The 25,041-nt window shown below is 35.6% G+C and carries 16 protein-coding genes; 13 read left to right on the plus strand and 3 right to left on the minus strand.

Features of this window, described 5'->3' with window-relative positions; all coding sequences use genetic code 11:
* Nucleotides 1-29: 29 nt before the first annotated feature.
* The 13 genes from AO58_RS0106325 (at nucleotide 30) to AO58_RS0106385 (ending at nucleotide 20,742) form a co-directional block, all read left to right on the plus strand.
* Nucleotides 30-614, plus strand: a complete 585-nt coding sequence (locus AO58_RS0106325) for an acyl carrier protein phosphodiesterase (RefSeq protein ID WP_024980894.1) — start codon at nucleotides 30-32, stop codon at nucleotides 612-614.
* Nucleotides 611-2,293: a gamma-glutamyltransferase gene (gene ggt, locus AO58_RS0106330; RefSeq protein ID WP_024980895.1), complete on the plus strand. Its 1,683-nt coding sequence runs from the start codon at nucleotides 611-613 to the stop codon at nucleotides 2,291-2,293. The genes AO58_RS0106325 and ggt overlap by 4 nt, the downstream gene beginning before the upstream one ends.
* Before the next feature lie 2 nt (nucleotides 2,294-2,295).
* Nucleotides 2,296-2,970 (plus strand): DNA alkylation repair protein, encoded by a 675-nt coding sequence (locus tag AO58_RS0106335; RefSeq protein WP_024980896.1) that lies wholly within the window; start codon nucleotides 2,296-2,298, stop codon nucleotides 2,968-2,970.
* A gap of 2 nt (nucleotides 2,971-2,972) precedes the next feature.
* Nucleotides 2,973-4,772 carry a chloride channel protein gene (locus AO58_RS0106340; protein WP_024980897.1) on the plus strand — a complete coding sequence of 600 codons (1,800 nt, stop codon included), beginning with the start codon at nucleotides 2,973-2,975 and terminating at the stop codon, nucleotides 4,770-4,772.
* A 75-nt stretch (nucleotides 4,773-4,847) separates the two neighbouring features.
* Nucleotides 4,848-5,585 (plus strand): LolA-like protein, encoded by a 738-nt coding sequence (locus AO58_RS0106345; RefSeq protein ID WP_024980898.1) that lies wholly within the window; start codon nucleotides 4,848-4,850, stop codon nucleotides 5,583-5,585.
* A gap of 63 nt (nucleotides 5,586-5,648) precedes the next feature.
* Entirely contained in the window at nucleotides 5,649-8,729 is a 3,081-nt protein-coding gene (locus tag AO58_RS0106350; RefSeq protein WP_024980899.1) for a WD40/YVTN/BNR-like repeat-containing protein, read from the plus strand.
* Between the two features lie 112 nt (nucleotides 8,730-8,841).
* Nucleotides 8,842-9,795 (plus strand): Fic family protein, encoded by a 954-nt coding sequence (locus tag AO58_RS0106355; RefSeq protein WP_024980900.1) that lies wholly within the window; start codon nucleotides 8,842-8,844, stop codon nucleotides 9,793-9,795.
* A gap of 117 nt (nucleotides 9,796-9,912) precedes the next feature.
* Nucleotides 9,913-12,744: an excinuclease ABC subunit UvrA gene (uvrA, locus tag AO58_RS0106360; protein WP_024980901.1), complete on the plus strand. Its 2,832-nt coding sequence runs from the start codon at nucleotides 9,913-9,915 to the stop codon at nucleotides 12,742-12,744.
* 156 nt (nucleotides 12,745-12,900) lie between these two features.
* A complete protein-coding gene (locus tag AO58_RS0106365; RefSeq protein ID WP_024980902.1) occupies nucleotides 12,901-13,629 on the plus strand; it encodes an LOG family protein in 729 nt (242 codons plus the stop codon).
* Nucleotides 13,630-14,039: 410 nt separating this feature from the next.
* The gene (locus AO58_RS0106370) at nucleotides 14,040-16,868 is read left to right on the plus strand and encodes an aminopeptidase (protein ID WP_244530699.1); all 2,829 of its coding nucleotides are present in this window, start codon (nucleotides 14,040-14,042) and stop codon (nucleotides 16,866-16,868) included.
* A 188-nt stretch (nucleotides 16,869-17,056) separates the two neighbouring features.
* Complete coding sequence (locus tag AO58_RS0106375; protein WP_024980904.1) at nucleotides 17,057-19,465, plus strand: alpha-ketoacid dehydrogenase subunit alpha/beta; 2,409 nt, start codon at nucleotides 17,057-17,059, stop codon at nucleotides 19,463-19,465.
* Nucleotides 19,466-19,582: 117 nt separating this feature from the next.
* Nucleotides 19,583-20,263, plus strand: a complete 681-nt coding sequence (locus tag AO58_RS0106380) for a peptidoglycan DD-metalloendopeptidase family protein (protein WP_024980905.1) — start codon at nucleotides 19,583-19,585, stop codon at nucleotides 20,261-20,263.
* 2 nt (nucleotides 20,264-20,265) lie between these two features.
* Nucleotides 20,266-20,742, plus strand: a complete 477-nt coding sequence (locus AO58_RS0106385) for a nuclear transport factor 2 family protein (RefSeq protein WP_024980906.1) — start codon at nucleotides 20,266-20,268, stop codon at nucleotides 20,740-20,742.
* A 57-nt stretch (nucleotides 20,743-20,799) separates the two neighbouring features.
* Here the strand turns inward: AO58_RS0106385 and AO58_RS0106390 are convergent, their stop codons facing one another.
* Genes AO58_RS0106390 through hutH form a run of 3 tightly spaced genes read right to left on the minus strand, consistent with a single transcriptional unit; the run spans nucleotide 20,800 to nucleotide 24,326 of the window.
* Nucleotides 20,800-22,089, minus strand: coding sequence for an inorganic phosphate transporter (locus AO58_RS0106390; protein WP_024980907.1), 1,290 nt, complete (start codon nucleotides 22,087-22,089; stop codon nucleotides 20,800-20,802).
* Nucleotides 22,090-22,117: 28 nt separating this feature from the next.
* Nucleotides 22,118-22,762: a DUF47 domain-containing protein gene (locus tag AO58_RS0106395; RefSeq protein WP_024980908.1), complete on the minus strand. Its 645-nt coding sequence runs from the start codon at nucleotides 22,760-22,762 to the stop codon at nucleotides 22,118-22,120.
* Nucleotides 22,763-22,811: 49 nt separating this feature from the next.
* Nucleotides 22,812-24,326, minus strand: coding sequence for a histidine ammonia-lyase (hutH, locus tag AO58_RS0106400; RefSeq protein WP_024980909.1), 1,515 nt, complete (start codon nucleotides 24,324-24,326; stop codon nucleotides 22,812-22,814).
* Nucleotides 24,327-25,041 lie beyond the last annotated feature (715 nt).

The raw sequence follows: 25,041 nt of genomic DNA on the forward strand, positions 1-25,041 counted from the left end.
GTATCTTTGAAAATAGTCAAAGCAAAATAATGAACTTTCTCGCGCACATTTTTCTTTCGGGTGATGATGAATTACTCAAAATAGGCAATTTTATGGCCGATGGCATTCGTGGAAAACAGTACGAGCACTTCCCTTTGTCCATACAAAGAGGCATCCTTTTGCATCGTTTTATTGACACTTACACGGATGCGCATCCCGTATTTAGACAAAGTACACAAAGACTGCACTCCAAATACCATCACTACGCTGGAGTGATTGTTGATTTGTTTTACGACCATTTTTTAGCCAAAAATTGGAGTACTTATTCTGATGAAAATCTAGAAGATTTTACCGAAACTTTCTATCAATCGTTAAGAGACAATTACGATATTTTATCCGAAAGAACCAAAGGAATGATGCCTTACTTAATAGAGCACAATTGGTTATTGAGTTATCAGTCGTTAAAAGGGATTGGTCGGATTTTGACACAAATGGATAACAGAACCAAAAACGAATCCAAAATGAGGTTTTCCTCGAATGAATTGGTTGAATTTTATCCCGAATTTGAGGAAGAGTTCACTATTTTTTTTAAAGACTTACAAGAACAAGTTACCCTAAAAATGCAACATTTATGAAAATTTCTCAATTTCTTTTTCTTTCTATTCTATGTAGTTTTTTGAGTGAAAATGTCGATGCGCAAACTGGATTAATCGCTGAAAAAGCTATGGTGGTTTCTGCACGAGAAGAAGCTTCTAAAATAGGGGTAGAAATTATGCAAAAAGGAGGCAATGCTTTTGATGCAATGGTGGCTACCGAATTGGCTTTGGCAGTTGCTTATCCGTATGCAGGGAATTTAGGCGGTGGAGGATTTATGGTGTATCGCAAAGCCAATGGCGAAATTGGTTCTTTAGATTACAGAGAAAAAGCACCTTTGGCATCCCATAAAACGATGTTTTTGGATAAAGAAGGTAACGTCATCAAAGGAAAAAGTACCGAATCACCTTTGGCCATTGGTGTACCCGGAACCATCGCTGGTGTTTTTGCTGTTCATAAAAAACTGGGAAGTCTGCCTATGTCCGAAATACTAAAACCTGTAATTGCTTTGGCAGAAAAAGGGGTTGTAGTTACGCGCAAACAAGAGCTCCGATTGAACGATTACAGAGAAGAAATTATAAAAGCGAATGGGAATCAAACCTTATTCGCACAACCTTTTAAAGAAAAAGACACCATAAAATATCCCGCTCTAGCCGAAACGCTAAAGCGAATCGCAAAAAATGGACGTGATGAATTTTACAAAGGACAAACGGCTAAAACGTTAGTGCAGTACCTACAACAAAAAGGAGGCATCATCACAATGAAGGATTTAAAACAATACGAAGCCAAATGGCGCACTCCGTTGTCGTTTCAATACAAAGATTTAAAAATCATCTCTATGCCTCCACCAAGTAGCGGTGGTATTTGCTTGACTGAAATTTTCAAAATGATTGCTCCCTTTGATTTATCTAAAATGGGACATAATTCAACAGAATCTATACAAGTAATTGTAGAAGCCGAACGCAGGGCTTATGCCGATAGAAGTCACTATCTTGGCGACCCCGATTTTGTTAAAATCCCAATTAAAGCATTGTTAGCAGATGACTATTTACAGCAACGTATGAGTAGTTTTAGTTTCGAAAAAGCCACCTTGTCCTCTGAAATCAAAGAAGGAAAAGTAAACTATAATGAAAGTACCGAAACCACTCATTATTCTATAGTAGATGCCGCTGGTAATGCGGTAGCAGCTACCACAACCTTAAATGATGGCTATGGTTCCAAATACTATTGCGATGCTTTAGGTTTCTTCCTCAATAACGAAATGGACGATTTTAGTGCCAAACCCGGAACCCCAAATATGTTTGGTTTAGTAGGGAACGAAGCCAACAGTATTGCTCCAGGAAAACGAATGCTAAGTTCTATGACTCCAACTATCGTTGAAAAAAACGGACAATTATTTATGGTAGTAGGTTCGCCGGGTGGTTCTACTATTATTACGTCAGTTTTACAAACGATTCTTAATGTTTACGAATACAAAATGAATATGCAACAAGCTGTAAATGCGCCTCGTTTTCATCATCAGTGGTTGCCTGATTTGATTACGTTTGAACCAAAAACATTCGACACAACTACTTTTGAAAAACTAAAAACAAAAGGCTATATCATCAATGAAAAAACGACTCCTGTCATTGGCAAAGTCGATGCTATTTTGGTTTTACCTAATAAAAAACTTGAAGGTGGAGCTGATTTTAGAGGTGACGATACAGCGGTTGGCTTTTAATTATGGATTTCATTACAGCCTTAGAAAAAGAATTTATAGCGCAGGCGAATACAGCACAAAGTAGTGCTATGGAAGCGTATATGAAAAATCATTTTCCGTTTTTTGGCATTGCTATGCCACAACGAAGAGTAATTTTAAAATCGGTTAGTGCCGAATATTCGGATAGTATAAAGGCAAATACTCGCACGCTGGCGTTTCAGCTTTATGAAAAACCACAAAGAGAATTTCATTATTGCGCAATTGAACTTTTAATTCAGAATTGTAGCAAAAAATTACAAAAAGATGACATTCATTGGATTGAACGACGACTACTCACCTATTCTTGGTGGGATACTGTCGATACAATTAGCAAATATTTATTGGGACGCTATTTGACTCAATTTCCCGAGCAAACGAATATGGTGATTGAGAAATTTTCTAATGCTTCTAATATTTGGTTGAACAGAAGTACACTTTTATTTCAATTAGACTATAAAAAGAACACCAATTTTAGTATCTTAGAATCTGTTTGTGAGCACTTTAAAGAAAGTAATGAATTTTTTATTCAAAAAGCAATAGGCTGGGCATTAAGAGAATACAGTAAAATCAATCCTATAGCTGTCCAGAACTATGTTACAAGTACCAATTTAAAACCATTAAGCAAAAAAGAAGCTTTGCGAATTATAGAAAAACAATAATTATGACTATTAAACTCTTTTTTTTTACTGTAGTAGATCGCCTTGAATCACTGATTGCTTGGAGTCAAAGTAAAATAACCAACAAGCAGTTTATTTTTTTATCTAGTGTTTTAGTGGGTATTTCGGCTGGAATAGCTGTTATTTTACTTAAATATTTTGCGCATTCTGTATTTACTTTTGCCAATTACATCAATGGTATTTTACAACTCAATTTTATCAATAGTATATTACCCATTATAGGAATCCTACTAACCGTTTTAGTGGTCGACAAACTATTGGGAGGCTCGATCGAAAAAGGAACTTCTCAAATATTATTTGCGGTAGCCAAAAAAGCCAGTATAATTCCCAAAAAACAAATGTATGCTCAAATAGCCACAAGTTCCTTAACTGTTGGTCTAGGAGGTTCGGCAGGGTTAGAAAGTCCAATTGTAATTACGGGAGCCGCTTTTGGCTCTAACTATGCTCAAAAATACAAATTGAGCTATAAAGATCGTACCTTACTTATAGGTTGTGGTGTAGCGGCAGGAATAGCTGCGGCCTTTAATGCTCCCATAGCAGGTGTATTGTTTGCTGTTGAAGTATTATTGGTTGATGCCAGTATTGCTGCCTTTACTCCCATCATGATTGCAGCAGCAACGGGGGCCATGGTATCAATGGTGGCACTTGACGAAAGTATTCTGTTGTCATTTAATAAACAAGAACATTTTACGCACATTAATATCTTTTATTATATTTTACTAGGGCTTTTTACAGGCTTAATTAGTGTCTATTATTCCCGAAATTTTCAGAAAATAGAACGTCTTTTTCATGTTTCAAAACTTTCCATTTATAAAAAAGCATTCATTGGTTCCAGTATTTTGGGTGGCTTGATTTTTATTTTCCCTACGCTTTTTGGTGAAGGTTATGAAAGTATTCGGGTGCTTTCTCAAAATGACCCAGGAAGAATTTTAGAACATACCTTATTTAAAGATTTTAGAAATAACAATTGGGTTTTATTATTATTTATTGGCGCTAGTATGATGCTCAAAGTCTTTGCCACTGGATTAACATTAGGCTCTGGAGGTAATGGAGGGAACTTTGCCCCTTCGCTTTTTCTAGGATCCTATATTGGTTTTTTCTTTTCGACCCTTTTAAATCAAATTGGATTGACTAAACTGCCGGTGAGTAATTTTACAATTGTTGGAATGGCAGGCATACTAAGCGGTTTGTTTCATGCCCCGCTAACTGCTATATTTTTGATTGCCGAGATTACTGGCGGCTATGGATTAATGATTCCGTTAATGATCGTGGCTTCTACCAGCTATGCGGTTTCAAAACGTTTTGAAAAACACTCCATGGATGTAAAAAGCTTGGTTAAAAAAGGAAATGCCTTTACTAGTAACAAAGACACCAATGTCCTGTCCATACTTGAAACCAAAAGCATCATTTCAACCGACTATTTAACCCTATTCCCAGAGGAGAAATTAGATCGCTTGGTAGATTTGATTTCTAATTCAGATCAGGTGATTTTTCCAGTAGTCAATACCAAAAATGAGTTGGTTGGGATTGTTCAATTTCATGATGTTCGAGAAATTATTTTCAATCCGTACAGAGTAAAATATACAACGATTAAGGAAATCATGACGCAACCGCTTGCCACGATTTCACCCACAGACCAAATGGAAAGCGTTATGAATAAATTTGATCAAACCAAAAAAGCTTTTCTTCCAGTAGTACAATTTGGACAATATTATGGCTTTATCTCAAAATCCATTGCATTAGAAGCCTACAGAAGTAAATTGAAAGCCATGACCATAGATTAATTTATTTTTTTTTGTAACAAAATCAAAATCAAGCCTACTAACAACTAAAATTCAAACCATTAAAACTATACACTTATGAAAACCTTAAAATTAACTGCATTAGCGTTGTTCCTTTTAACAAGTGGTACTTCACTAATCGCTCAAACTGCAGATGAAATTGTTTCTAAATACATTACTACTATCGGTGGTGCCGAAAAGCTAAAAGCACTAAAAGGTGTCAAAATGGAAATAGCTGCTAACGCACAAGGAATGGAAATTCCGGTAGAACTTGTTCAAGAAGCAGGAGGAAAAATGTATTTAAAATTCAATCTTCAAGGGAAAGAAATTACTCAAATTGCTTCGGATGGAGAAAATGTTTGGAGTACCAATTTTATGACCATGAAAGCTGAAAAAGCAGATGCAGAAACCACCGCTAATACAAAATTAAGCAATGGCGATTTTCCGGATCCTTTTTTGGATTACAAATCTAAAGGATATACTGTAGAATTAATGGGTAAAGAGACCAAAGAAGGAACAGAATGCTTCAAAATCAAATTTACCAAAAAACCAATTATGGTAGATGGCGTTAAAACAGACGATGTAACTTACTACTATTTTGATACCGATAATAATTTACCTATCGCTACCGAAACTGAAATTAAACAAGGTCCTGCAAAAGGTCAAAAATCAATTTCGACCATGAGCGACTATCAAGAAGTGGATGGCATTTACTTTCCTTTTGCAATGAACCAAGGTGGCCAAACTATGACCGTTAAAAAAGTGATTTTAAACCCTTCAGTTGATGCAAAAGCATATGCTTTCCCAGCGCAATAAACTAAAAAATACTAACCCAGAGTCCTTATTGTTTGATAAGGACTTTTTTTAACTTTTAACTTTATGAAAAAAACCACCCTTTGGCTTGCTTGCATAGGAATACTATCAGCGAGCAGTGTACTAGCACAAGATAAAATAATACTTAAAGGTAAAGAATTGTTTGGCGACATGCAGGCCAGACACCTTGGACCTGCTTTAATGAGCGGAAGAATTACAGATATAGAAATGCATCCAACAAACAATAAAATTGTTTTTGCAGGAACAGCCGGTGGTGGTGTTTGGAAAAGTAACGATGGGGGTGCTTCGTTTAATTCGGTATTCGATGATCACATTCAATCCATAGGATGTGTGGCTATTGATCCTTCAAAACCTGACCAAAACATTTGGGTCGGAACTGGAGAAACATGGACTAGAAATAGTGTTTCTATGGGAGATGGGATATACAAATCTACCGATGGCGGACAAAACTGGAAAAATATGGGCTTGCCAAAATCAGACCGTATTAGTTCCATCATTGTAGATCCAAAGAACAGCGATATTGTTTGGGCTGGTGTTCTTGGCGCATTATGGGGTGATAGTGATGAAAGAGGTATTTACAAAACAACTGATGGTGGAACTACTTGGAATAAAGTGTTTTTTGTAGACAACAAAACAGGCTGCTCCGACTTGATTATTGACCCTAAAAATAGTAATATTATGTATGCTTCTTTTTGGGAATTCCGAAGAACGGGTTGGTCATTCAGCTCAGGAGGCACTAAATCTGCTTTGTACAAAACAACCGATGGCGGTAAAACTTGGAACAAAATTCACAACGGATTCCCTACTGGACAATTAGGTCGAATAGCTATTGCTGTAGCTCCTTCAAATTCCAACATTTTATATTCCGTTTTAGAAACCGAAAAAGCGGAATTGAACGGATTGTATCGTTCTGATGACGCTGGAGCTAGCTGGAAACACTTGAATAGTGATTTTGGATTGGTTGTACGTCCTTTTTACTTTTCAAGAATTACCATTGATCCAAAAAACGCAGATATAGTAGTGAAAGGCGGATTAAATGGTTCTATTAGTAGAGATGGTGGAAAAACCTTTAAAAATCTTGGCTACATGCACTCTGATATTCACGATATTACTTTTGACAATAATGACAGTAACAGAATGTATTGTGCTACAGACGGTGGTGTATACAGAAGCTGGGATGGCGGAAACACTATGGAAATGGTCAGCAATTTACCTGTTTCACAGTTTTACCATGTTAGTATTGATGACAAAGAACCATTCAACGTTTATGGAGGTTTACAAGACAATGGTTCTTGGTATGGTCCGTCAAAAAGTCCCGGAGGAATAGAGTCTAGAGACTGGACAAGAATTGGTCAAGGTGATGGCTTTAGGGTGATCAAACATCCAACAAAGAACATTATTTACAGCGAAATGCAAGGAGCTGAAAATGTTTGGCGTTACAACACAGATACACAAGAATTAATTACAATTCAACCTTTGGCAGTAAAAGGCGATCCAAAATTGCGTTTCAATTGGAATGCACCAATGGAAATTAGTAAAAAACAACCCGATCGTTTTTATATGGGAAGTCAATACGTTCACAAATCAGAAGATATAGGGCTTACATGGACCAAAATCTCTCCGGATTTAACCACCAAAGATCCATTAAAAATGGACACTACAAAATCAGGTGGATTATCTGTTGACAATTCTGGTGCAGAACAACATTGTACCATTTTTACCATCGCAGAATCTCCTCTGAACGAAAAAGTAATTTGGGCAGGAACCGATGATGGTAATGTACAAGTAACAAAAGATGGTGGAAAAACATGGACCAATGTAGCGGCTAATATCACTGGACTTCCAAAAAACACTTGGTGCTACCACATTGAAGCTAGTACGTTTGGTGAAGGAACCGCTTATGCTGTTTTTGAAGGCCATGCCAAGAATGATTACACACCTTACGCCTACAAAACAACTGACTTTGGTAAAACTTGGAAATCCATCATTACGCCTGATATCGATGGTTTTGTGCGTAACATTCAAGAAGATTTTACCAATGAAAACTTATTGTTTTTAGGAACCGAAAAAGGATTGTATATCACAATTGATGGAGGAGCTAACTGGTCTCATTTCACTAACAAAATGCCATCAGTTGCAGTACATTATATGGAATTGAGTACCAAAACTAATTCGTTGGTTATGGCAACACATGGACGTGGTGTTATTGTATTAGATGATATTACGCCATTGCGCCAAATTACACAAGACGTTCTGGCTAAAGACGTTCATTTCTTTACATTGAAACCTGCTGTTATCGAAGAACAATCAAGCTTTGGTTCTACGGCTACAGAATTGGAATTTGTGGGCAGTAATCCATCCACAAGTGCACAGATTATCTACTACCTGAAAAAGAGACATACTTTAGGAAAAATGGACCTTGAAATTCAAGACGAACAAGGCAATAAAATTATTAGTTTGCCTGCTGGTAAACAAAAAGGGATTAATGTAGTAACTTGGGATTACAACATGAAAAACCCAAAAATTGCTGCTGCCAAAACCTTATCCTTTGCAGGATTTACTTCACCACGCGTTCAAGAAGGAAATTACAAGGTAGTATTAACAAAAGGAAAAGAAACCTTTACGCATGCTTTTAAGGTATTGAATGACCCAAAAAGTAGTATTTCATTATCCGATAGAGCCAAACAAAAAGAAACTACACGAGAGTTGTTCAACAAAAATGAAGAACTAGCTTACGCAGTGTATGAAATTGACGAAACCGTTAAATTACTAGATCAATTGATCGCTAAAAATAAAGGTTTTGCAAAAAGTGGTACAAAAATCAAAAACGATTTTGAGACTGTAAAAGCTAAAATGGTAGTTACTACTGGTGATGGCTACGTAGCTTCGGCAGAACCTCAGTTGAGAGAGAAATTAGGCGCACTTTATGCTTCTATCGCTGGGAATTTCTCGGCTCCTTCGCCCTCTCAATTAGAAAACAAAGAAGCTATCCTACAACGTTTTGATAATGAAATGAAAGAATTTAAAACTATTAAAACTAAAAACGAAGCCACTTATTTGAAACAAGCCAAAGAACAAAATATTCCATTTACTCTTAAAACGTATACAGAGTTTGTAGCAGAATAATTAAATTTTCAAAACCAAATCAGTAAAAACGCTAACTTCGGTTAGCGTTTTTTTATTATCGGATGGGTAAATATTTTTATTTATCCGATATTAATTGTATTTTTGTGGGGTTATGTGGAAAATAGATTTTGGATATCGGGAAGAATTTCAATCAACGTTTGAACGATTGTATCAAAAAAAGCAAGATTTGCAAAATAGCAGACCCTTGCCCACCATCGCTTTGAATAAAATCAAAGAAAGCTTATCTATAGAATGGACCTACAATTCCAATAGTATAGAAGGAAACACCTTAACACTTAGAGAAACACAAATGGTCTTGCAAGAAGGAATTACTATTAAAGGGATTTCCTTGAGAGAACATTTTGAAGCACACAACCACGATAAAGCCATTGATTACCTTTTTTCGATAATCAATGATAACTATGTATTACGAAGTATTGATATATTATCGTTACACGGTTTGGTATTACGCTCGATTGAAGATGATTTCGCAGGCAGATTACGTAATGGAGGTGTCCGCATTTCGGGAGCCAATTTTATTCCTCCCAATGCAAACAAAGTTTCTGATTTACTAGATGAATTGATTGACTTCATTAACACCAACCCTTTAAATCTAAACGATATTGAGTTGGCCACCATCTTTCATCACAAATTAGTTTGGATTCATCCTTTTTTTGATGGCAATGGAAGAACAGTTCGTTTGAGTATGAATTTGCTATTGATGCGATGTGGTTTTCCACCAGCTATCATACTCAAAAACGATAGAAAAAAATACTATGAAGCCCTCAATCAAGCCAACAATGGGAACTATCAAAAACTAATACTTTTGATGAGTCAAGCATTGGAACGAAGTTTGAATATTTACCTTAATGCTATGCCTGATAGCAACAACGACTTTCAGACAATAGCTACTATTGTTAGTGAACCAAGCAGCCCTTACGGACAAGAATATGTTAGTTTATTAGCTCGAACGGGAAAAATAGACGCCTACAAAGAAGGCCGAAATTGGTATACCACCAAAGAGGCCATTGAAGCCTATATCAGCTCCAGAAAAAGAAAGCGCTAACCCAAAAAGTTGGCGCTTTTTGTATCCCTTTTTTAACACAATCTTCGATAGTGTTCTACCAAAAGAATAAATCAAAATAGTAACTTTGCTTCCGACCTATTCGGAATTTGCAAAATTATGCTAGATACAAACAATACCATTGAAGTTCAAGGTGCTCGCGTTCATAACCTAAAAAACATCGACATTGCGATTCCTAGAGAAAAACTCGTTGTCATAACAGGACTTTCGGGTTCGGGAAAATCATCCTTGGCTTTCGATACTATTTATGCCGAAGGACAACGCCGTTATGTAGAAACATTTTCGGCTTATGCCCGACAATTTTTAGGGGGGCTAGAACGTCCAGATGTTGATAAAATCGATGGTCTTTCGCCTGTGATTGCTATTGAACAAAAAACGACTAGCAAAAGCCCGCGTTCTACCGTGGGAACAATTACTGAAATATACGATTTCTTACGTTTGTTATATGCGCGTGGTGCTGATGCCTACAGTTATAATACGGGAGAAAAAATGGTTTCCTACTCTGATGAGCAAATCAAAGAATTAATCATTCAGGATTTTAATGGAAAAAGAATCAATATTTTGGCTCCAATCATTCGAGCGAGAAAAGGACATTATGCCGAACTCTTCCAACAAATTACCAAACAAGGTTTTCTAAAAGTAAGAGTTAATGGCGAAATTGTAGACATTACTCCCGGAATGAAACTCGACCGTTACAAAACACACGATATAGAAATTGTAGTGGATAGAATTGTAGTTGATACTTCTGATGACATACAAAAACGTTTGTCCGAAAGTATCAACACTGCTATGCATCACGGTGAAAATGTATTGATGATTTTGAATCAGGATACGAATGAGGTACGCTTTTTTAGCCGTAATTTGATGTGCCCTACTACTGGAATTTCGTATCAAAATCCTGAACCCAATTTGTTTTCTTTCAACTCACCAAAAGGAGCTTGCGAACACTGCAATGGATTAGGAACTATTAATGAAATCAATACCAAAAAAATCATTCTCAATCCAAAATTATCCATCAAAGCGGGTGGTTTTGCTCCGCTTGGAGAATACAAGTCGTCTTGGATTTTTAAGCAATTGGAAACTATTGGCGAAAAATTCCATTTCAAAATAACGGACCCCATCGAAAAAATTCCAGCTGAAGCTATGGAAATGATTTTGAATGGTGGTAAAGAAAAATTTGCAGTTCAATCGAAAGATTTGGGCGTTACGAGAGAGTACAAAATTGATTTTGAAGGTATTTCGCATTTCATCAAAAACCAACACGACGAAAGTGGTTCTACTGCTATCAAGCGTTGGGCTAAAGAGTTTATGGATGAAATTGCTTGTCCGGTTTGCGAGGGCTCTCGCCTTAAAAAGGAAGCTAATTATTTTAGAGTAAACGAAAAGAATATTTCTGAATTGTGTACTATGGACATTTCAGAATTGACCGCTTGGTTTTTGGATTTAGAAAATCATTTGACAGACAAACAAAAACGAATTGCTACAGAAGTCATAAAAGAAATTAAAGATAGATTAGCGTTTTTGATGAATGTTGGGTTAAATTATTTGGCGTTAAGCCGAAGCTCAAAATCACTTTCTGGTGGTGAAGCACAACGTATTCGTTTGGCTACCCAAATCGGTTCGCAATTGGTGGGTGTGCTTTATATTTTAGATGAGCCGAGTATTGGTTTACATCAAAGAGACAATGAAAAATTGATTCATTCGCTTGAGCAATTGCGTGATATTGGTAATTCGGTTTTGGTCGTTGAGCACGATAAAGACATGATTGAACGTGCGGATTATGTAATTGATATTGGTCCAAAAGCGGGAAAATATGGAGGAGAAATCATTAGTATTGGGACTCCTCAAGAAACCTTAGCATCCAATACTATAACTGCACAGTATTTGAATGGAACTATGAAGTTTGACATTCCAAAAAAACGCCGAATTGGCAATGGAAAATTTCTAAAACTAACTGGAGCAACTGGAAACAATCTAAAAAATGTTTCTATAGAAATTCCGCTAGGACAAATGATTTGTGTAACAGGTGTTTCGGGAAGTGGAAAATCTACTTTAATCAACGAAACCCTCTACCCTATCTTGAATGCTTATTATTTTAACGGAGTCAAAAAACCACAACCTTATAAAAAGATTGAAGGTTTGGAACATATCGATAAAGTAATTGACATTGACCAAAGTCCAATTGGAAGAACGCCGCGTTCTAATCCTGCGACTTACACTGAGGTTTTTACCGAAATCCGCAATTTGTTTACGATGACTTCCGAAAGTATGATTCGGGGTTACAAAGCGGGACGCTTTAGTTTTAATGTAAAAGGTGGTCGTTGCGAAACCTGTGAAGGTTCAGGGGTTCGAACTATCGAAATGAACTTTTTACCAGATGTGTATGTAGAATGCGAAAGCTGTCAAGGCAAACGATTTAATAGAGAAACCCTTGAAATTCGCTACAAAGGCAAATCGATTTCGGATGTGTTAGATATGACGATTGATGAAGCGGTACCGTTTTTTGAAAATATCCCAAAAATATATAGAAAAGTCAAAACCTTGCAAGATGTTGGTTTGGGTTATATCACTTTAGGACAACAAAGTACCACGCTTTCTGGTGGTGAGGCGCAACGTATTAAACTAGCAGGAGAATTATCTAAAAAAGATACAGGAAATACTTTTTATATTTTAGACGAACCTACTACTGGTTTGCATTTTGAGGATATTCGAGTGTTGATGGATGTAATTAATCGATTGGTAGATAAAGGAAACACTGTTTTGATTATCGAACACAATATGGATGTCATTAAACTCGCCGATTACATCATTGACATTGGTCCTGAAGGCGGAAAAGGTGGCGGACAGCTCGTAGCTAAAGGCACACCTGAAGAAATCATTAAAGTAAAAAAGAGTTATACTGGCTTGTTTTTAAAGAAAGAATTAGCATAATTTAAAAAAAGTTCCGCAGGAACGACTATATTGTAGCAACGAATTTTAATACGTTGACATCCAAAAAAAACATAATTTTAAAAAAGTTCCGTAGAAACGACACTTTTGTAGCAACAGATTTTAATCCGTTGAAAATAAATATAAAATTAGAAGCATATGAAATTAGAAGATTTTGATAACGACGAAGACAAAGTAATTCAAGACAAATTAAAACGAAAAACGTGGAATGAAATTCGCACGAATGATAGTTGGGCAATTTTCAAAATTATGTCCGAATTCGTTAATGGATACGAAACTATGAGTCGTATTGGCCCTTGTGTGACTATTTTTGGTTCGGCAAGGATTAAGCCAGGCGCACCGTATTATTTATTGGCCGAAAAAATTGCTTACAAAATCAGTAAAGCGGGCTATGGTGTAATTACTGGCGGTGGCCCTGGAATTATGGAGGCAGGAAACAAAGGCGCTCATTTAGGTGGAGGAACTTCGGTTGGATTGAATATAGAATTGCCGTTTGAACAACATTTCAATCCTTATATTGACCACGATAAGAACCTGAATTTTGACTATTTCTTCGTGCGCAAAGTGATGTTTGTAAAATACTCACAAGGATTTGTTGTCATGCCTGGTGGTTTTGGCACCATGGATGAATTGTTTGAAGCGATTACTTTAATTCAGACCAAAAAAATTGGCAAATTCCCAATCATTTTAGTAGGTACTCAATTTTGGTCAGGCTTAATTGACTGGGTCAAAAGTGTTTTGGTTGAAAGAGAACACACTGTTAGCGAAGACGATTTGAACTTGTTTAAAATCGTTGATACAGAAGACGAAGTGCTAGATGTGTTGGATAAATTTTATAAGAAATACGATTTAAGTCCGAATTTCTAAAGTTACAAAACTGCCTTTGATAGGCAGTTTTGCTTTTTATTATACCCTTTTGGACTTGCTTTTTTTTTAAAATTATATTGCTTTAAAAGTTGCAGTGAAAATGTGTTTTTTCTTTTTATTAAGTACCAGTGAGTAATGGCTAAGAGTTTGATATCACGTTTCAATCTGTTTACAAAAACCTTTTAAATAATTTATGACAATATACATTTCTTGCTACTTAGTAAATCCTTTTGAGTTATTTTAAATTGTTTTTTGAAAGAATAGCATTAACTTTATTGACGCACAACAACTAACTTAATTCAACAAATTTACTTAGATTGGTTGAATGCTATACTAACATTCAAATCCGCTTTTTTTGAACTATTACCAACTTTAGTCCTATTGTTTACCACCAAACTACCATAAAATTGATGCGTCATTTTACCATTATTCTTAGTATTTTTCTGTTTTTTTTATCAGCATTGATAAGAGCACAGCATCAAATACAACTGAAAGCTGCGGTAAATTGGACAGAAAAATCGATTTATGTTGAGCAACAAATTGATTTTGTAAATAGTAGTCAGGACACCCTAAAAAGTATTACTTTAAACGATTGGAACCATGCCTATTCGGGAGTAAACACCCCGTTAGCAGGTCGCTTTTCGGATGAGTTTTACCGCGGTTTTCATTTAGCAAACAAAGAAGAATATGGTAGTACAAAAAATTTGATTATTCAAAACAAAACAAATCAAGCGCTCACTTGGAAACGATTAGCAAAACATCCAGACTTAGTTGAACTCTTTTTAGAACATCCTTTGCTTCCCAATGAAACTATAAATTTTAAACTCTTTTATTCGGTCAAAATCCCTAATGAACGCTTTACTGGAATTGGATACACGGCTAAAAAAATGGTGTTAAAAGATTGGTTTTTAATGCCTGCACGGTACGAAAATCATCGATTTATCACCAATAGCAATTATGACCTCGAAGATATTGCCAATGCGTTATCCAATTGTACAATTGAGTTAAAAGTACCTTTGCATTTTGCCATAACTTCAGACCTGAACATTACGCAAGAAACATCTGACGCTAATGCAACAACCTATACTTTACAAGGCAAAGATCGAAGTACTTTCAACTTGTATATCGAAACCAAAAATAGTTTTGTTAGCTATAAAAATGATTTTTTAGAAATTCAAACGAACCTAAAAGATTACCAAATAGATCCCATTCAAAAGGCTATAATAATTGATCAAATTGCCAATTTTGCACGTTCTCAACTTGGCACGTTATCCGAAGAAAAGATTACGGTATCTCAAACCGATTATGACCACAATCCTTTTTATGGTCTCAATCAACTACCTGCTTTTTTAAGCCCTTTTAGCAATAAATTTATTTTTGAGTTACAGTTTTTAAAGACGTTTTTGAACAACTATCTCAAAAACAGCTTACGTTTGGATCCCCGAAAAGATCATTGGATCATTGATGCCATTCAAATTTATAGTATGATGCAGTATGTTGACTTGTATCATCCTGAAAGCAAAATGTTAGGATCTATTGGCAGTATCAAATTATTAAAAAGTTATCATCTAGTCAATTTAGATTTCAATGAACAATACAGCTATTTTTACATGCTCATGGCTCGAAAAAACCTGGATCAGCCCTTGAGTAATTCCAAAAACAGCTTGATTAAATTTAATGAACAAATCTCCAATAAATACAGAGCCGGTCTGAGCTTTCGATATCTAGATGCTTATCTTAATAATCAAATAGTGTTTAACGCTATAACTGATTTTATGGCACTTAATAAAAAACAACAAACTTCCAGTACTGATTTAAAAGCAATCCTAACGCAACACGCTAAGCAACCTTTAGATTGGTTTTTTGACACCTTAATAGACTCCAGAAAATTAATTGATTACAAGTTTGAAACCGTCATTAAATCCAAAGATAGCCTTAGCTTTGCTCTAAAAAGTAAAACAAATATTCATGTTCCTATACCCATTTATGGACTAAAAAATGGTAGTGTAGTTTTCAAAAAATGGATAGATGTGGCTAAAAATCCAGATTCATTGTATACGGTTGATAGCAATGATGCCGAGAAAATCATTATCAACTATAAAAACGAAGTTCCAGAATTCAACTTGAGAAATAACTGGAAAAAACTAGACGGTTTTTTTCCGAACAACCGACCTCTAAAATTTGTGTTTTTAAAAGACCTAGAAGATCCCTATTACAACCAAGTTCTATATACTCCGGTTTTGGGTTTCAATGTATATGATGGTTTTTTGCCTGGCATCCGTTTACACAACAAAACCATTTTAAACAAACCATTTACTTTTGATTTTAGTCCAATGTACTCCATAAAAGCCAAAAATTTTTCAGGTTCAGGTTTTTTTACTGTAAATCAATGGTATCGGGATAGCCGTTTGTATAATGTTCGTTATTCATTGGGCGCGTCTTATTTTCATTATGCTCCTGATGCAACCTATTTGCGATTGAATCCGATGATACAAATGCAAATTAGAAATCAAGATTTTAGAGACAACCGCAAACAATTGATTGTGATGCGACATGTGATGGTAGATCGCGAAAAAAGTGCCATTGTAAATGACAATTCCTTACTCAACTATTCTGTTTTTAATGCTCGATACATTAATTCAAAAACAGAAATTACGAACCATCTAAGTTTCAATACAGATTTACAACTCTCTGAAGCGTTTGGAAAAACATCCATCGAGATTGAATATCGAAAACTGTTACGAAATAATCGCCAAATGAATTTGCGTTTCTATGCAGGACATTTTTTATACAACACATCAAGAAGTTCAGATTTCTTTAGCTTTGCTCTAGATCGGCCTACCGATTATTTATTTGATTACAACTATTATGGTCGATCTGAAAGCACCAGTTTTTTTAGCCGACAATTTATTATGGCTGAGGGCGGATTTAAATCAAAATTAAGTACTCCTTACGCAAATCAATGGCTCAGCAGTTGCAATGCCAGTTTTAGTATTTGGAATTGGATTGAATGCTATGGAGATGTCGGTTTCATAAAAAATAAAGGAAATAATGCTCAATTTGTGTATGATAGCGGGATCAGATTGAACTTGGTACCCGATTATTTTGAACTTTTTTTCCCTATGTATTCCAACAATGGATGGGAAGTAGCACAAGAAAATTATAATCAGAAAATTCGCTTTGTTGTTACATTTGACCCAAGTAAACTCATTAATCTATTTACAAGAAAATGGTTTTAAAAACGTTTAAAAATAGAACAAAATATGCGTAATTTTCAATATTTTAATAATTTATAACATAATTTAACAAAACTAACCTATAAATAAAGCATTTTGATTGAAAATAATTTAATTTTATTTTATATAACGAATTATGAAAATCACTTGTTTTTAAGTAAGTTTGCATAAAATTACTATCTATCAAGATCATGGTAAAAGAACAACACAACTCTACGTTAACTTTTGAAGATTTTAAAACAGAAGTTATATCAGATTATAAATTAGCCGTAACTAGTCGTGAATGCAGTCTTTTAGGACGCAAAGAAGTATTAACGGGAAAAGCTAAATTTGGGATTTTTGGGGATGGTAAAGAAGTTCCTCAATTGGCCATGGCCAAAGCTTTTAAAAACGGGGATTTTAGGTCAGGCTATTACCGAGATCAAACCTTTATGATGGCCATTGATGCCTTAACACCTGTACAATTCTTTGCAGGACTATATGGTCACACCGATCTTGATTTTGACCCAATGTCAGCCGGAAGACAAATGGGAGGCCATTTTGTTACCCATAGCTTAAACGAAGATGGTTCTTGGAAAAACCTAACACAACAGAAAAATTCAAGTGCTGATATTTCTCCCACTGCCGGACAAATGCCTAGATTATTAGGATTGGCCCAAGCTTCTAAAATTTACAGAAACGTTTCTGGTATTACAAACGCCGCTAATTTTTCAATAAATGGAAATGAAATTGCTTGGGGAACAATTGGTAATGCCAGCACCTCCGAAGGTTTATTTTTCGAAACCATCAATGCTGCCGGTGTTTTACAAGTGCCGATGGTCATGAGTGTTTGGGATGACGAATATGGAATTTCTGTACACGCCAAGCATCAAACTACAAAAGAAAACATTTCTGAAATTCTAAAAGGATACCAAAGAGATGAAAACGGCAAAGGCTACGAAATTTTCAGAGTAAAAGGATGGGATTATGCTGAATTGATCGCAACCTACGAAAAAGCAGCCGCTATAGCCCGTGAACAACATGTCCCAGTTTTAATCCACGTACAACAACTTACCCAACCACAAGGGCATTCCACCTCGGGATCACACGAACGTTACAAAGACAGTGATCGTTTGGCTTGGGAAAGAGAATATGACTGTTTGCGTCAAATGCGTCTTTGGATGATTGCCGTCAACATGGCTTCGCCAGAGGAATTAGACAGCATTGAAAGTGAGTGTAAAAAAGAAGTTCTTGAAGCCAAAAAACAAGCTTGGAATAACTTTATTCAACCCATTATCAATGAGCAAAAAGAGTTAATTACCTTATTAGAGACCTATGCTGTCACCAGCACCAACAAAGAGTTCATCAACAAACACATAGCAGAACTTAAAGCAATTAAAAACCCTTTAAAGAAAGAAATTTTAATTGCTGCTCGTAAATCGTTACGATTATTGGTCAATCAAAAAGGACATCAAGAAGTATCGGAATGGATTACAGCATACATTCAAAAAACACAGCCAAAATTCAGTAGTAATCTTCATTCTGAATCCGAATTTAATATTCATTCCATTCAAAAGGTCTCTCCTACTTTTAATGAAAATGCAAAAGCCGACACCGACGGACGAATGATTCTTCGTGACAATTTTGACGCCTTGTTTAGCAAACATTCTGACGTTTTAATTTTCGGAGAAGATGCAGGAGCGATTGGTGATGTCAATCAGGGTCTAGAAGGCATGCAAGAAAAATATGGAGAATTACGTGTTGCCGATACCGGAATTCGAGAAGCTACGATACTTGGACAAGGGATTGGAATGGCCTTAAGAGGTTTACGTCCTATTGCTGAAATTCAATATTTAGATTATTTATTGTATGCTATCCAAATCATGAGTGACGATTTGGCCACTTTACAATACAGAACCGTAGGCAAACAAAAAGCCCCTTTAATTGTCAGAACACGCGGCCACCGCTTGGAAGGGATTTGGCATTCGGGATCTCCAATGGGAATGATCATAAACGCATTGCGAGGCATGCATGTATTGGTTCCTAGAAATATGACTCAAGCTGCAGGATTTTACAATGCGCTTTTGGAATGTGACGAACCTGCATTAGTCATTGAATGCTTAAACGGCTACCGATTAAAAGAAGTGGCTCCAACTAATTATGGCGAATTCAAAACTCCAATTGGAGTAACAGAAACTTTAAAAGAAGGTACCGACATTACTTTAGTGTCTTACGGTTCCACTTTACGATTGGTACAACAAGCAGCCAATGAACTGCTGGAAATGGGAATCAATTGCGAAATCATTGATATCCAATCCTTACTACCTTTTGATATTAATCATGACATAGTAAAGAGTTTAGCAAAAACCAACCGTTTACTAGTAATTGATGAAGATGTTCCTGGAGGAGCTTCTGCTTTTATTCTACAACAAATTACAGAGATTCAAGATGGTTACAAATACTTAGACAGTAAGCCTGAAACACTTACCGCCAAAGCACATCGCCCCGCTTATGGAACCGATGGAGATTATTTCTCAAAACCATCTGCAGAAGATATTTTCGAAAAAGTATATAGTATGATGCACGAAAGTAATCCAGCAAAATTTCCTAGTTTGTACTAAAAAACGATCACTTATAACTACTGCCGTTTCCACTAAGAAACGGCATTTTTATTTTTAAAAAAAACAAACGTTTTGTGAGGCATTATTTTTATTATTTTTAAAAATCAATAAAAAGAAATGAATACACTTGAAGCCATACTACAAAAAAGCGAAGCAATAAAAGTAATTGCACCTGACGTCACTTACTCCAAATACGTACCGTTAGATTTATCTATTCACAACCAAGAATTACTAAAGCATAATCTGACTACTGCTACTGATTTTGAAAACTATATAAGAAATTATTTAAAACAAAATCAAGGTATCATCGCCTATGGAGGATATAACGAAACAAGAAATCTATACAAAAGAAGTAGCGTATTTAACTCCTCCGAACAAGAGGAACGAAACATTCATATCGGTTTAGATTTATGGACAACTGCCGATACTCCAATTCTAGCAGCTTTAGACGGAAAAGTTCACAGCTTTCAATGCAATAATCAATTGGGAGATTATGGTCCTACCATTATTCTAGAACACGAAATAAACGATCATCAATTTTACACTTTATATGGTCATCTATCATTAGAGAGCATTCAAAAGCTATCCAAGGAACAAGTTGTAAAAAAAGGAGAACAAATAGCCACATTAGGAAAAGCAAGCGTAAATGGAGAATATGCCCCTCATTTGCATTTCCAAATCATCAAAGACTTACAAAAAAAAGTAGGTGATTATCCTGGCGTATGCAGTCCAAGCACACTTCCTTTTTATCTTAAAAATTGTCCAGATCCTAACTTATTATTAAAAATCAACTCATAATCATGCATCCCAACGAACAACTCATCCATAAATTCTACACCGCTTTTCAAAATAACGATGCTCTTACCATGAAGCAATGTTACCACACTGACATTCAATTTAGTGATCCTGCTTTTGGACTTTTGAAAGAGGAGCAAGCCAGTATGATGTGGAAAATGCTTTTAGAAAGAGCCAAAGGTGCTATAAAAATAGAATATACCAATGTGAAAGCAGACGAAATCCATGGTAGTGCTACATGGGTTGCACATTACACTTTTACACAAACGAACCGAAAAGTAATCAATCCTATCTCCGCTGAATTTGAATTCAAAGATGGGCTTATATACAAACATAACGACAATTTTGATGTATGGAAATGGTCCAAACAAGCACTTGGATGGAAAGGCTTTTTATTGGGATGGACAGGCTTTTTTCAAAAGAAAATTCAAGAAAAAGCATTCTATTCCTTAAAAAAATATAGTGAGCGACAAACCTCATAAAAAAAGGCTATCAAGAAAAAATTCTTCATAGCCCATTTTAATATATTACTTGTTATTCTACAAAAAGATACTTAGTATGTAATAAGTAATTGCTGCTAACAATGCTGAAATTGGAATGGTTAACACCCAAGCCCACATCAAACTAACGGTCACTCCCCAACGAACAGCAGAAACTCTATTGGTCAATCCTACACCAATAATAGAACCAGTTATGGTATGCGTTGTACTTACTGGAATTTTTAAATGTTCTGTAAAATACAAAGTCAAAGCTCCAGCAGTTTCTGCAGCAACACCTTCAAAAGAAGTCACTTTAGTAATTTTAGAACCCATTGTTTTTACAATTTTCCAACCACCACTTAAAGTTCCCAATGCTATGGCTGAATAACATGCCAACGGAATCCATTGTGGCATATTAGAACCTTCACCATCATCATTAGGTAAAATAACATTCAACCAATCTGGTAATGATTCTTGAGTTACACCACTAGTATGAATATACACTGCTACAGCAGCTGCAATAATTCCCATTACTTTTTGAGAATCATTCCCTCCATGTCCTAAACTAAAAGCAGCGGAAGAAAGCAATTGGAATTTTTTTAACCAAGAGTTTGCTTGATGAATATTCAAATAACTAAAAATCAAACAAAATGTACTGATGGACAAAACAATAAATGCCACTAGCAACCATTTGATATTATGCGCTTCAAATGCCACGCTCCAAAATTGAGAATCTGGGAAACGAGGTTTTTCAATATCAGCAAAATATTTCATTTGTTTCTCAACAAACCAAACCGTTACAGCCATTAATGATAGAGTAAAAATCTTTGGATAAATGCTTTTCTTAGAAGAATTCAACAACCAAATCGAGATCAAATAAGATATTAAAGCTCCTAACAAAGGGGCCAAAACAATGAAGGCAATCACGATTAAAACTCCTGAAGGTAATCCACCATCTTTTCCTTCTTTGAACCAAGTTACAACTCCAAAACCAGCATGAGCAATAGCAGCACCTGCAAATCCACCAATTAAAGTGTGGGAAGAACTTGAAGGAATCCCTAACCACCATGTCAATAAATTCCATATGATCGCAGCAATAACACCAGCTAAGATCACCACTAAATTGATATCCATGGTACTAGCGGTTTTAGCCACCGTATCGGCTACCCCAAAACCAAAAACCCAGTAGGCTAAAAAGTTAAAAAACGCAGCCCAAAGTACCGCTTGAAATGGCGAGAGCACTTTAGTAGCTACCACTGTAGCAATAGCATTGGCGGCATCATGAAAACCATTGATATAATCAAAGATTAAAGCCAAAACTATAATAACTATTAATAAAGTAAATTCCATAATTGTATTTTATATAAAGAACAAAAGTTTAGGAATGTTTTACAGTGATAGACTCTAAAACACTAGCTACACTCTTACATTTGTCTGTAGCTGTTTCTAAAACTGACAGTACCTCTTTATATTTAATGATATTTTTTACATCCGTTTCGTTTTCGAAGATTTCAAAAACAGCTTTGTTGTAAACGTTATCCGACTTGTTTTCTAACTTATTAATTTTAGCACAAGCATTGGTTATGGTTTTCATGCGCTCTAAATTTTTCAACTCTTTCACCGCTTCATCAATATGGTGACAAGCCTCAAGATTGATTTCTGTCAATTTACGAATCGATTTGGTGATTTTATCGACTTGATATAAACGCATTCTACTAGCCGCACCATGCAAATTATCAGCTACGTTGTCAATAGATGTAATTAAAGAATAAATATCTTCTCTATCAAATGGAGTGATAAAATTTCTACTCAACTCTAAGTTCGTTTGACGGGTAATATCTTCTCCACGTTGTTCTAATTCATCAATTTTCAAAAACAAAACTTCTCGTTCTTTCAAAGGCAAATTAACCGCTTCATGTAAATTCGAAGCCAATTCAATTAAATTACTAGAAGCTTCTTCGAAAAGTGGAAAGAATTTTTTGTCTTTTGGTACTAAAAATTGGAATAAACTATTAATTGTCATTTTTTATAGATTTAGAGTTGCAAAATTAGTTCATTATTTGCGGCTAATGTTAGCTTAATGTTATCAATTCGTCATCAATATGAAAACTATTCAAGAAGGAAATTGTCTTCTCAATATCGTAATGTAAAATTCGATCTTCATTAACAAATGGCACTTCTTGACGATACGAATTCAAGAACATTTCTATAAAATTACTAGACTGTAAAGGTCTTCTAAATTCTATGGCCTGCGAAGCGTTCATCAACTCAATCGCCAAAATACGCTCTAGATTATCCAATACTCGAAGACATTTTGTAGCTCCATTCGCCCCCATACTTACATGATCTTCTTGACCATTACTAGACACAATACTATCCACACTTGAAGGCGTTGCTAATTGCTTATTTTGACTCACAATACTTGCTGCGGTGTATTGCGGAATCATAAAACCTGAATTCAATCCAGGATTATCAACCAAAAAAGCTGGAAGATTTCGTAAGCCAGAAATTAATTGATAGGTTCTTCTTTCTGAAATACTTCCCAATTCAGCCAAAGCAATTGCCATAAAATCGAGCGCCAATGCCAGAGGTTGACCGTGAAAATTACCTCCAGAAATAATTTGATCACTTTCAATGAAAATATTTGGATTATCGGTAACCGAATTTATTTCGGTCTTAAACACTTTTTTCACATACTCCATGGCATCTTTTGAAGCGCCATGAACTTGAGGTATACATCTAAACGAATAGGGATCCTGAACATGTGCTTTGGGCTGCGCCACAATCTGACTTCCTTCAAGGAAATCATTCATGCGCTGTGCTGTTTGAATTTGCCCTTTATGAGGACGAATAAAATGAATCAATTCTGTAAACGGTTCTATGCGTCCATCAAAACCTTCTAAGGAAATTGCCCCAATTAAATCTGCAAAATAGGATAACTTATGCCCTTTAATTATAATATGAGCGCCGTAAGCAGCCATAAACTGAGTTCCGTTCAACAAAGCCAAACCTTCTTTGGATTGCAAAATAATAGGCTCCCAATTGAAACGAGCTAATATCTCTTTGGCAGCTACTTTATTCCCTTCAAAATACACCTCACCTTCTCCAAGTAAAGGTAGTGACAAATGAGCCAAAGGCGCCAAATCACCCGAAGCACCAAGGGACCCCAAAGTATAAACTACAGGATAAATTCCGTTGTTATAAAAATCCACCAAACGTTCAACCGTTTGCAATTGCACTCCAGAATGACCATAACTTAAGGATTGAATTTTAAGCAATAACATCAACTGAACAATAGCAAAAGGCACTTCCTCACCTGTACCACAAGCATGCGATTTAACTAAATTCTCTTGAAGTTTAGTAAGGTTTTCGTTGGAAATTTTAACATTACACAACGAGCCAAAACCAGTATTAATGCCATAAATAGGTTCGTTATGAGTAGCCATTTTTTTATCCAAAAAATCCCGGCATTTTTGAATATTCACTTTAGCCTCTTCAGACAAAGCAATAGTCTTTTGAAAAACAACAATCTCTTGAAGTGCTTCAAAAGTAAGGAGTTCGGTAGAAATATAATAGGTATTATCCATTTTAAGAATCGTTTAAGCGTCAAAATTGAATAAATTCGCAGTAATAAGCAACTGAAAATAGAAATAATTAAATTCAATCCGTCATTTTAACATTTACCTAGTCTGCTACTCCATAACATACAAATGCTGTTTATTCCGCTAGTACCAGCAACAGCCACTTCATTCTGAATTCTTTTCGACTCACATGTCTTTAGTTCCTACGTCTTATATCCATTAAGCACAGTGTTTTGCGTTAGGGATTGTAGTGAAAATCCTTTTTGAGGCTTTTTCAGCCTCAAAAAGATTGTAACGTAAAGCCCGGCCCTTGTGGTAACGCCCAAATAGTAAGATGTAAAAAATAAGTATATTTTGATAGCATTAAGCGATAACTAGCCAAAAACAAACTTACACAAGAGTTTTATTTTAGGTCAAAAACAGAATACCCTATCGGACAAGTATGATTAATAAAGCGTATATCACAATTATTTCACAGCTAAAATATATTTAATGTAATTTTAAGAAAATTTGTCAGTATATTTTAAAATATTCGTAAAAAGCATATTCAATACCAAATCTTTACAAAAAAACTGTACTTTTGAAAAATCACAATGGAAAACACTAATAGCATATACACACTACACATGACAACGCCAACTGGGGTTGCTTTTGCTGTTAGCACCATTTCTACCGCAACTACTACTACCCTTTAGGGGTATACACTTTTACATATCATCCG

Origin of the sequence: Flavobacterium succinicans LMG 10402 (assembly GCF_000611675.1) — a bacterium.
GTDB classification, from domain to species: domain Bacteria; phylum Bacteroidota; class Bacteroidia; order Flavobacteriales; family Flavobacteriaceae; genus Flavobacterium; species Flavobacterium succinicans.

What these genes read in the sequence shown, in the direction of transcription:
- AO58_RS0106395 (WP_024980908.1), bottom strand. Translation starts at nt 22,762, where the DNA reads ATGACAATTAATAGTTTATTCCAATTTTTAGTACCAAAAGACAAAAAA.
- AO58_RS0106370 (WP_244530699.1), top strand. Translation starts at nt 14,040, where the DNA reads ATGCGTCATTTTACCATTATTCTTAGTATTTTTCTGTTTTTTTTATCA.
- uvrA (WP_024980901.1), top strand. Translation starts at nt 9,913, where the DNA reads ATGCTAGATACAAACAATACCATTGAAGTTCAAGGTGCTCGCGTTCAT.
- AO58_RS0106340 (WP_024980897.1), top strand. Translation starts at nt 2,973, where the DNA reads ATGACTATTAAACTCTTTTTTTTTACTGTAGTAGATCGCCTTGAATCA.
- hutH (WP_024980909.1), bottom strand. Translation starts at nt 24,326, where the DNA reads ATGGATAATACCTATTATATTTCTACCGAACTCCTTACTTTTGAAGCA.
- AO58_RS0106335 (WP_024980896.1), top strand. Translation starts at nt 2,296, where the DNA reads ATGGATTTCATTACAGCCTTAGAAAAAGAATTTATAGCGCAGGCGAAT.
- AO58_RS0106345 (WP_024980898.1), top strand. Translation starts at nt 4,848, where the DNA reads ATGAAAACCTTAAAATTAACTGCATTAGCGTTGTTCCTTTTAACAAGT.
- ggt (WP_024980895.1), top strand. Translation starts at nt 611, where the DNA reads ATGAAAATTTCTCAATTTCTTTTTCTTTCTATTCTATGTAGTTTTTTG.
- AO58_RS0106390 (WP_024980907.1), bottom strand. Translation starts at nt 22,089, where the DNA reads ATGGAATTTACTTTATTAATAGTTATTATAGTTTTGGCTTTAATCTTT.
- AO58_RS0106355 (WP_024980900.1), top strand. Translation starts at nt 8,842, where the DNA reads ATGTGGAAAATAGATTTTGGATATCGGGAAGAATTTCAATCAACGTTT.
- AO58_RS0106365 (WP_024980902.1), top strand. Translation starts at nt 12,901, where the DNA reads ATGAAATTAGAAGATTTTGATAACGACGAAGACAAAGTAATTCAAGAC.
- AO58_RS0106385 (WP_024980906.1), top strand. Translation starts at nt 20,266, where the DNA reads ATGCATCCCAACGAACAACTCATCCATAAATTCTACACCGCTTTTCAA.
- AO58_RS0106325 (WP_024980894.1), top strand. Translation starts at nt 30, where the DNA reads ATGAACTTTCTCGCGCACATTTTTCTTTCGGGTGATGATGAATTACTC.
- AO58_RS0106380 (WP_024980905.1), top strand. Translation starts at nt 19,583, where the DNA reads ATGAATACACTTGAAGCCATACTACAAAAAAGCGAAGCAATAAAAGTA.
- AO58_RS0106350 (WP_024980899.1), top strand. Translation starts at nt 5,649, where the DNA reads ATGAAAAAAACCACCCTTTGGCTTGCTTGCATAGGAATACTATCAGCG.
- AO58_RS0106375 (WP_024980904.1), top strand. Translation starts at nt 17,057, where the DNA reads ATGGTAAAAGAACAACACAACTCTACGTTAACTTTTGAAGATTTTAAA.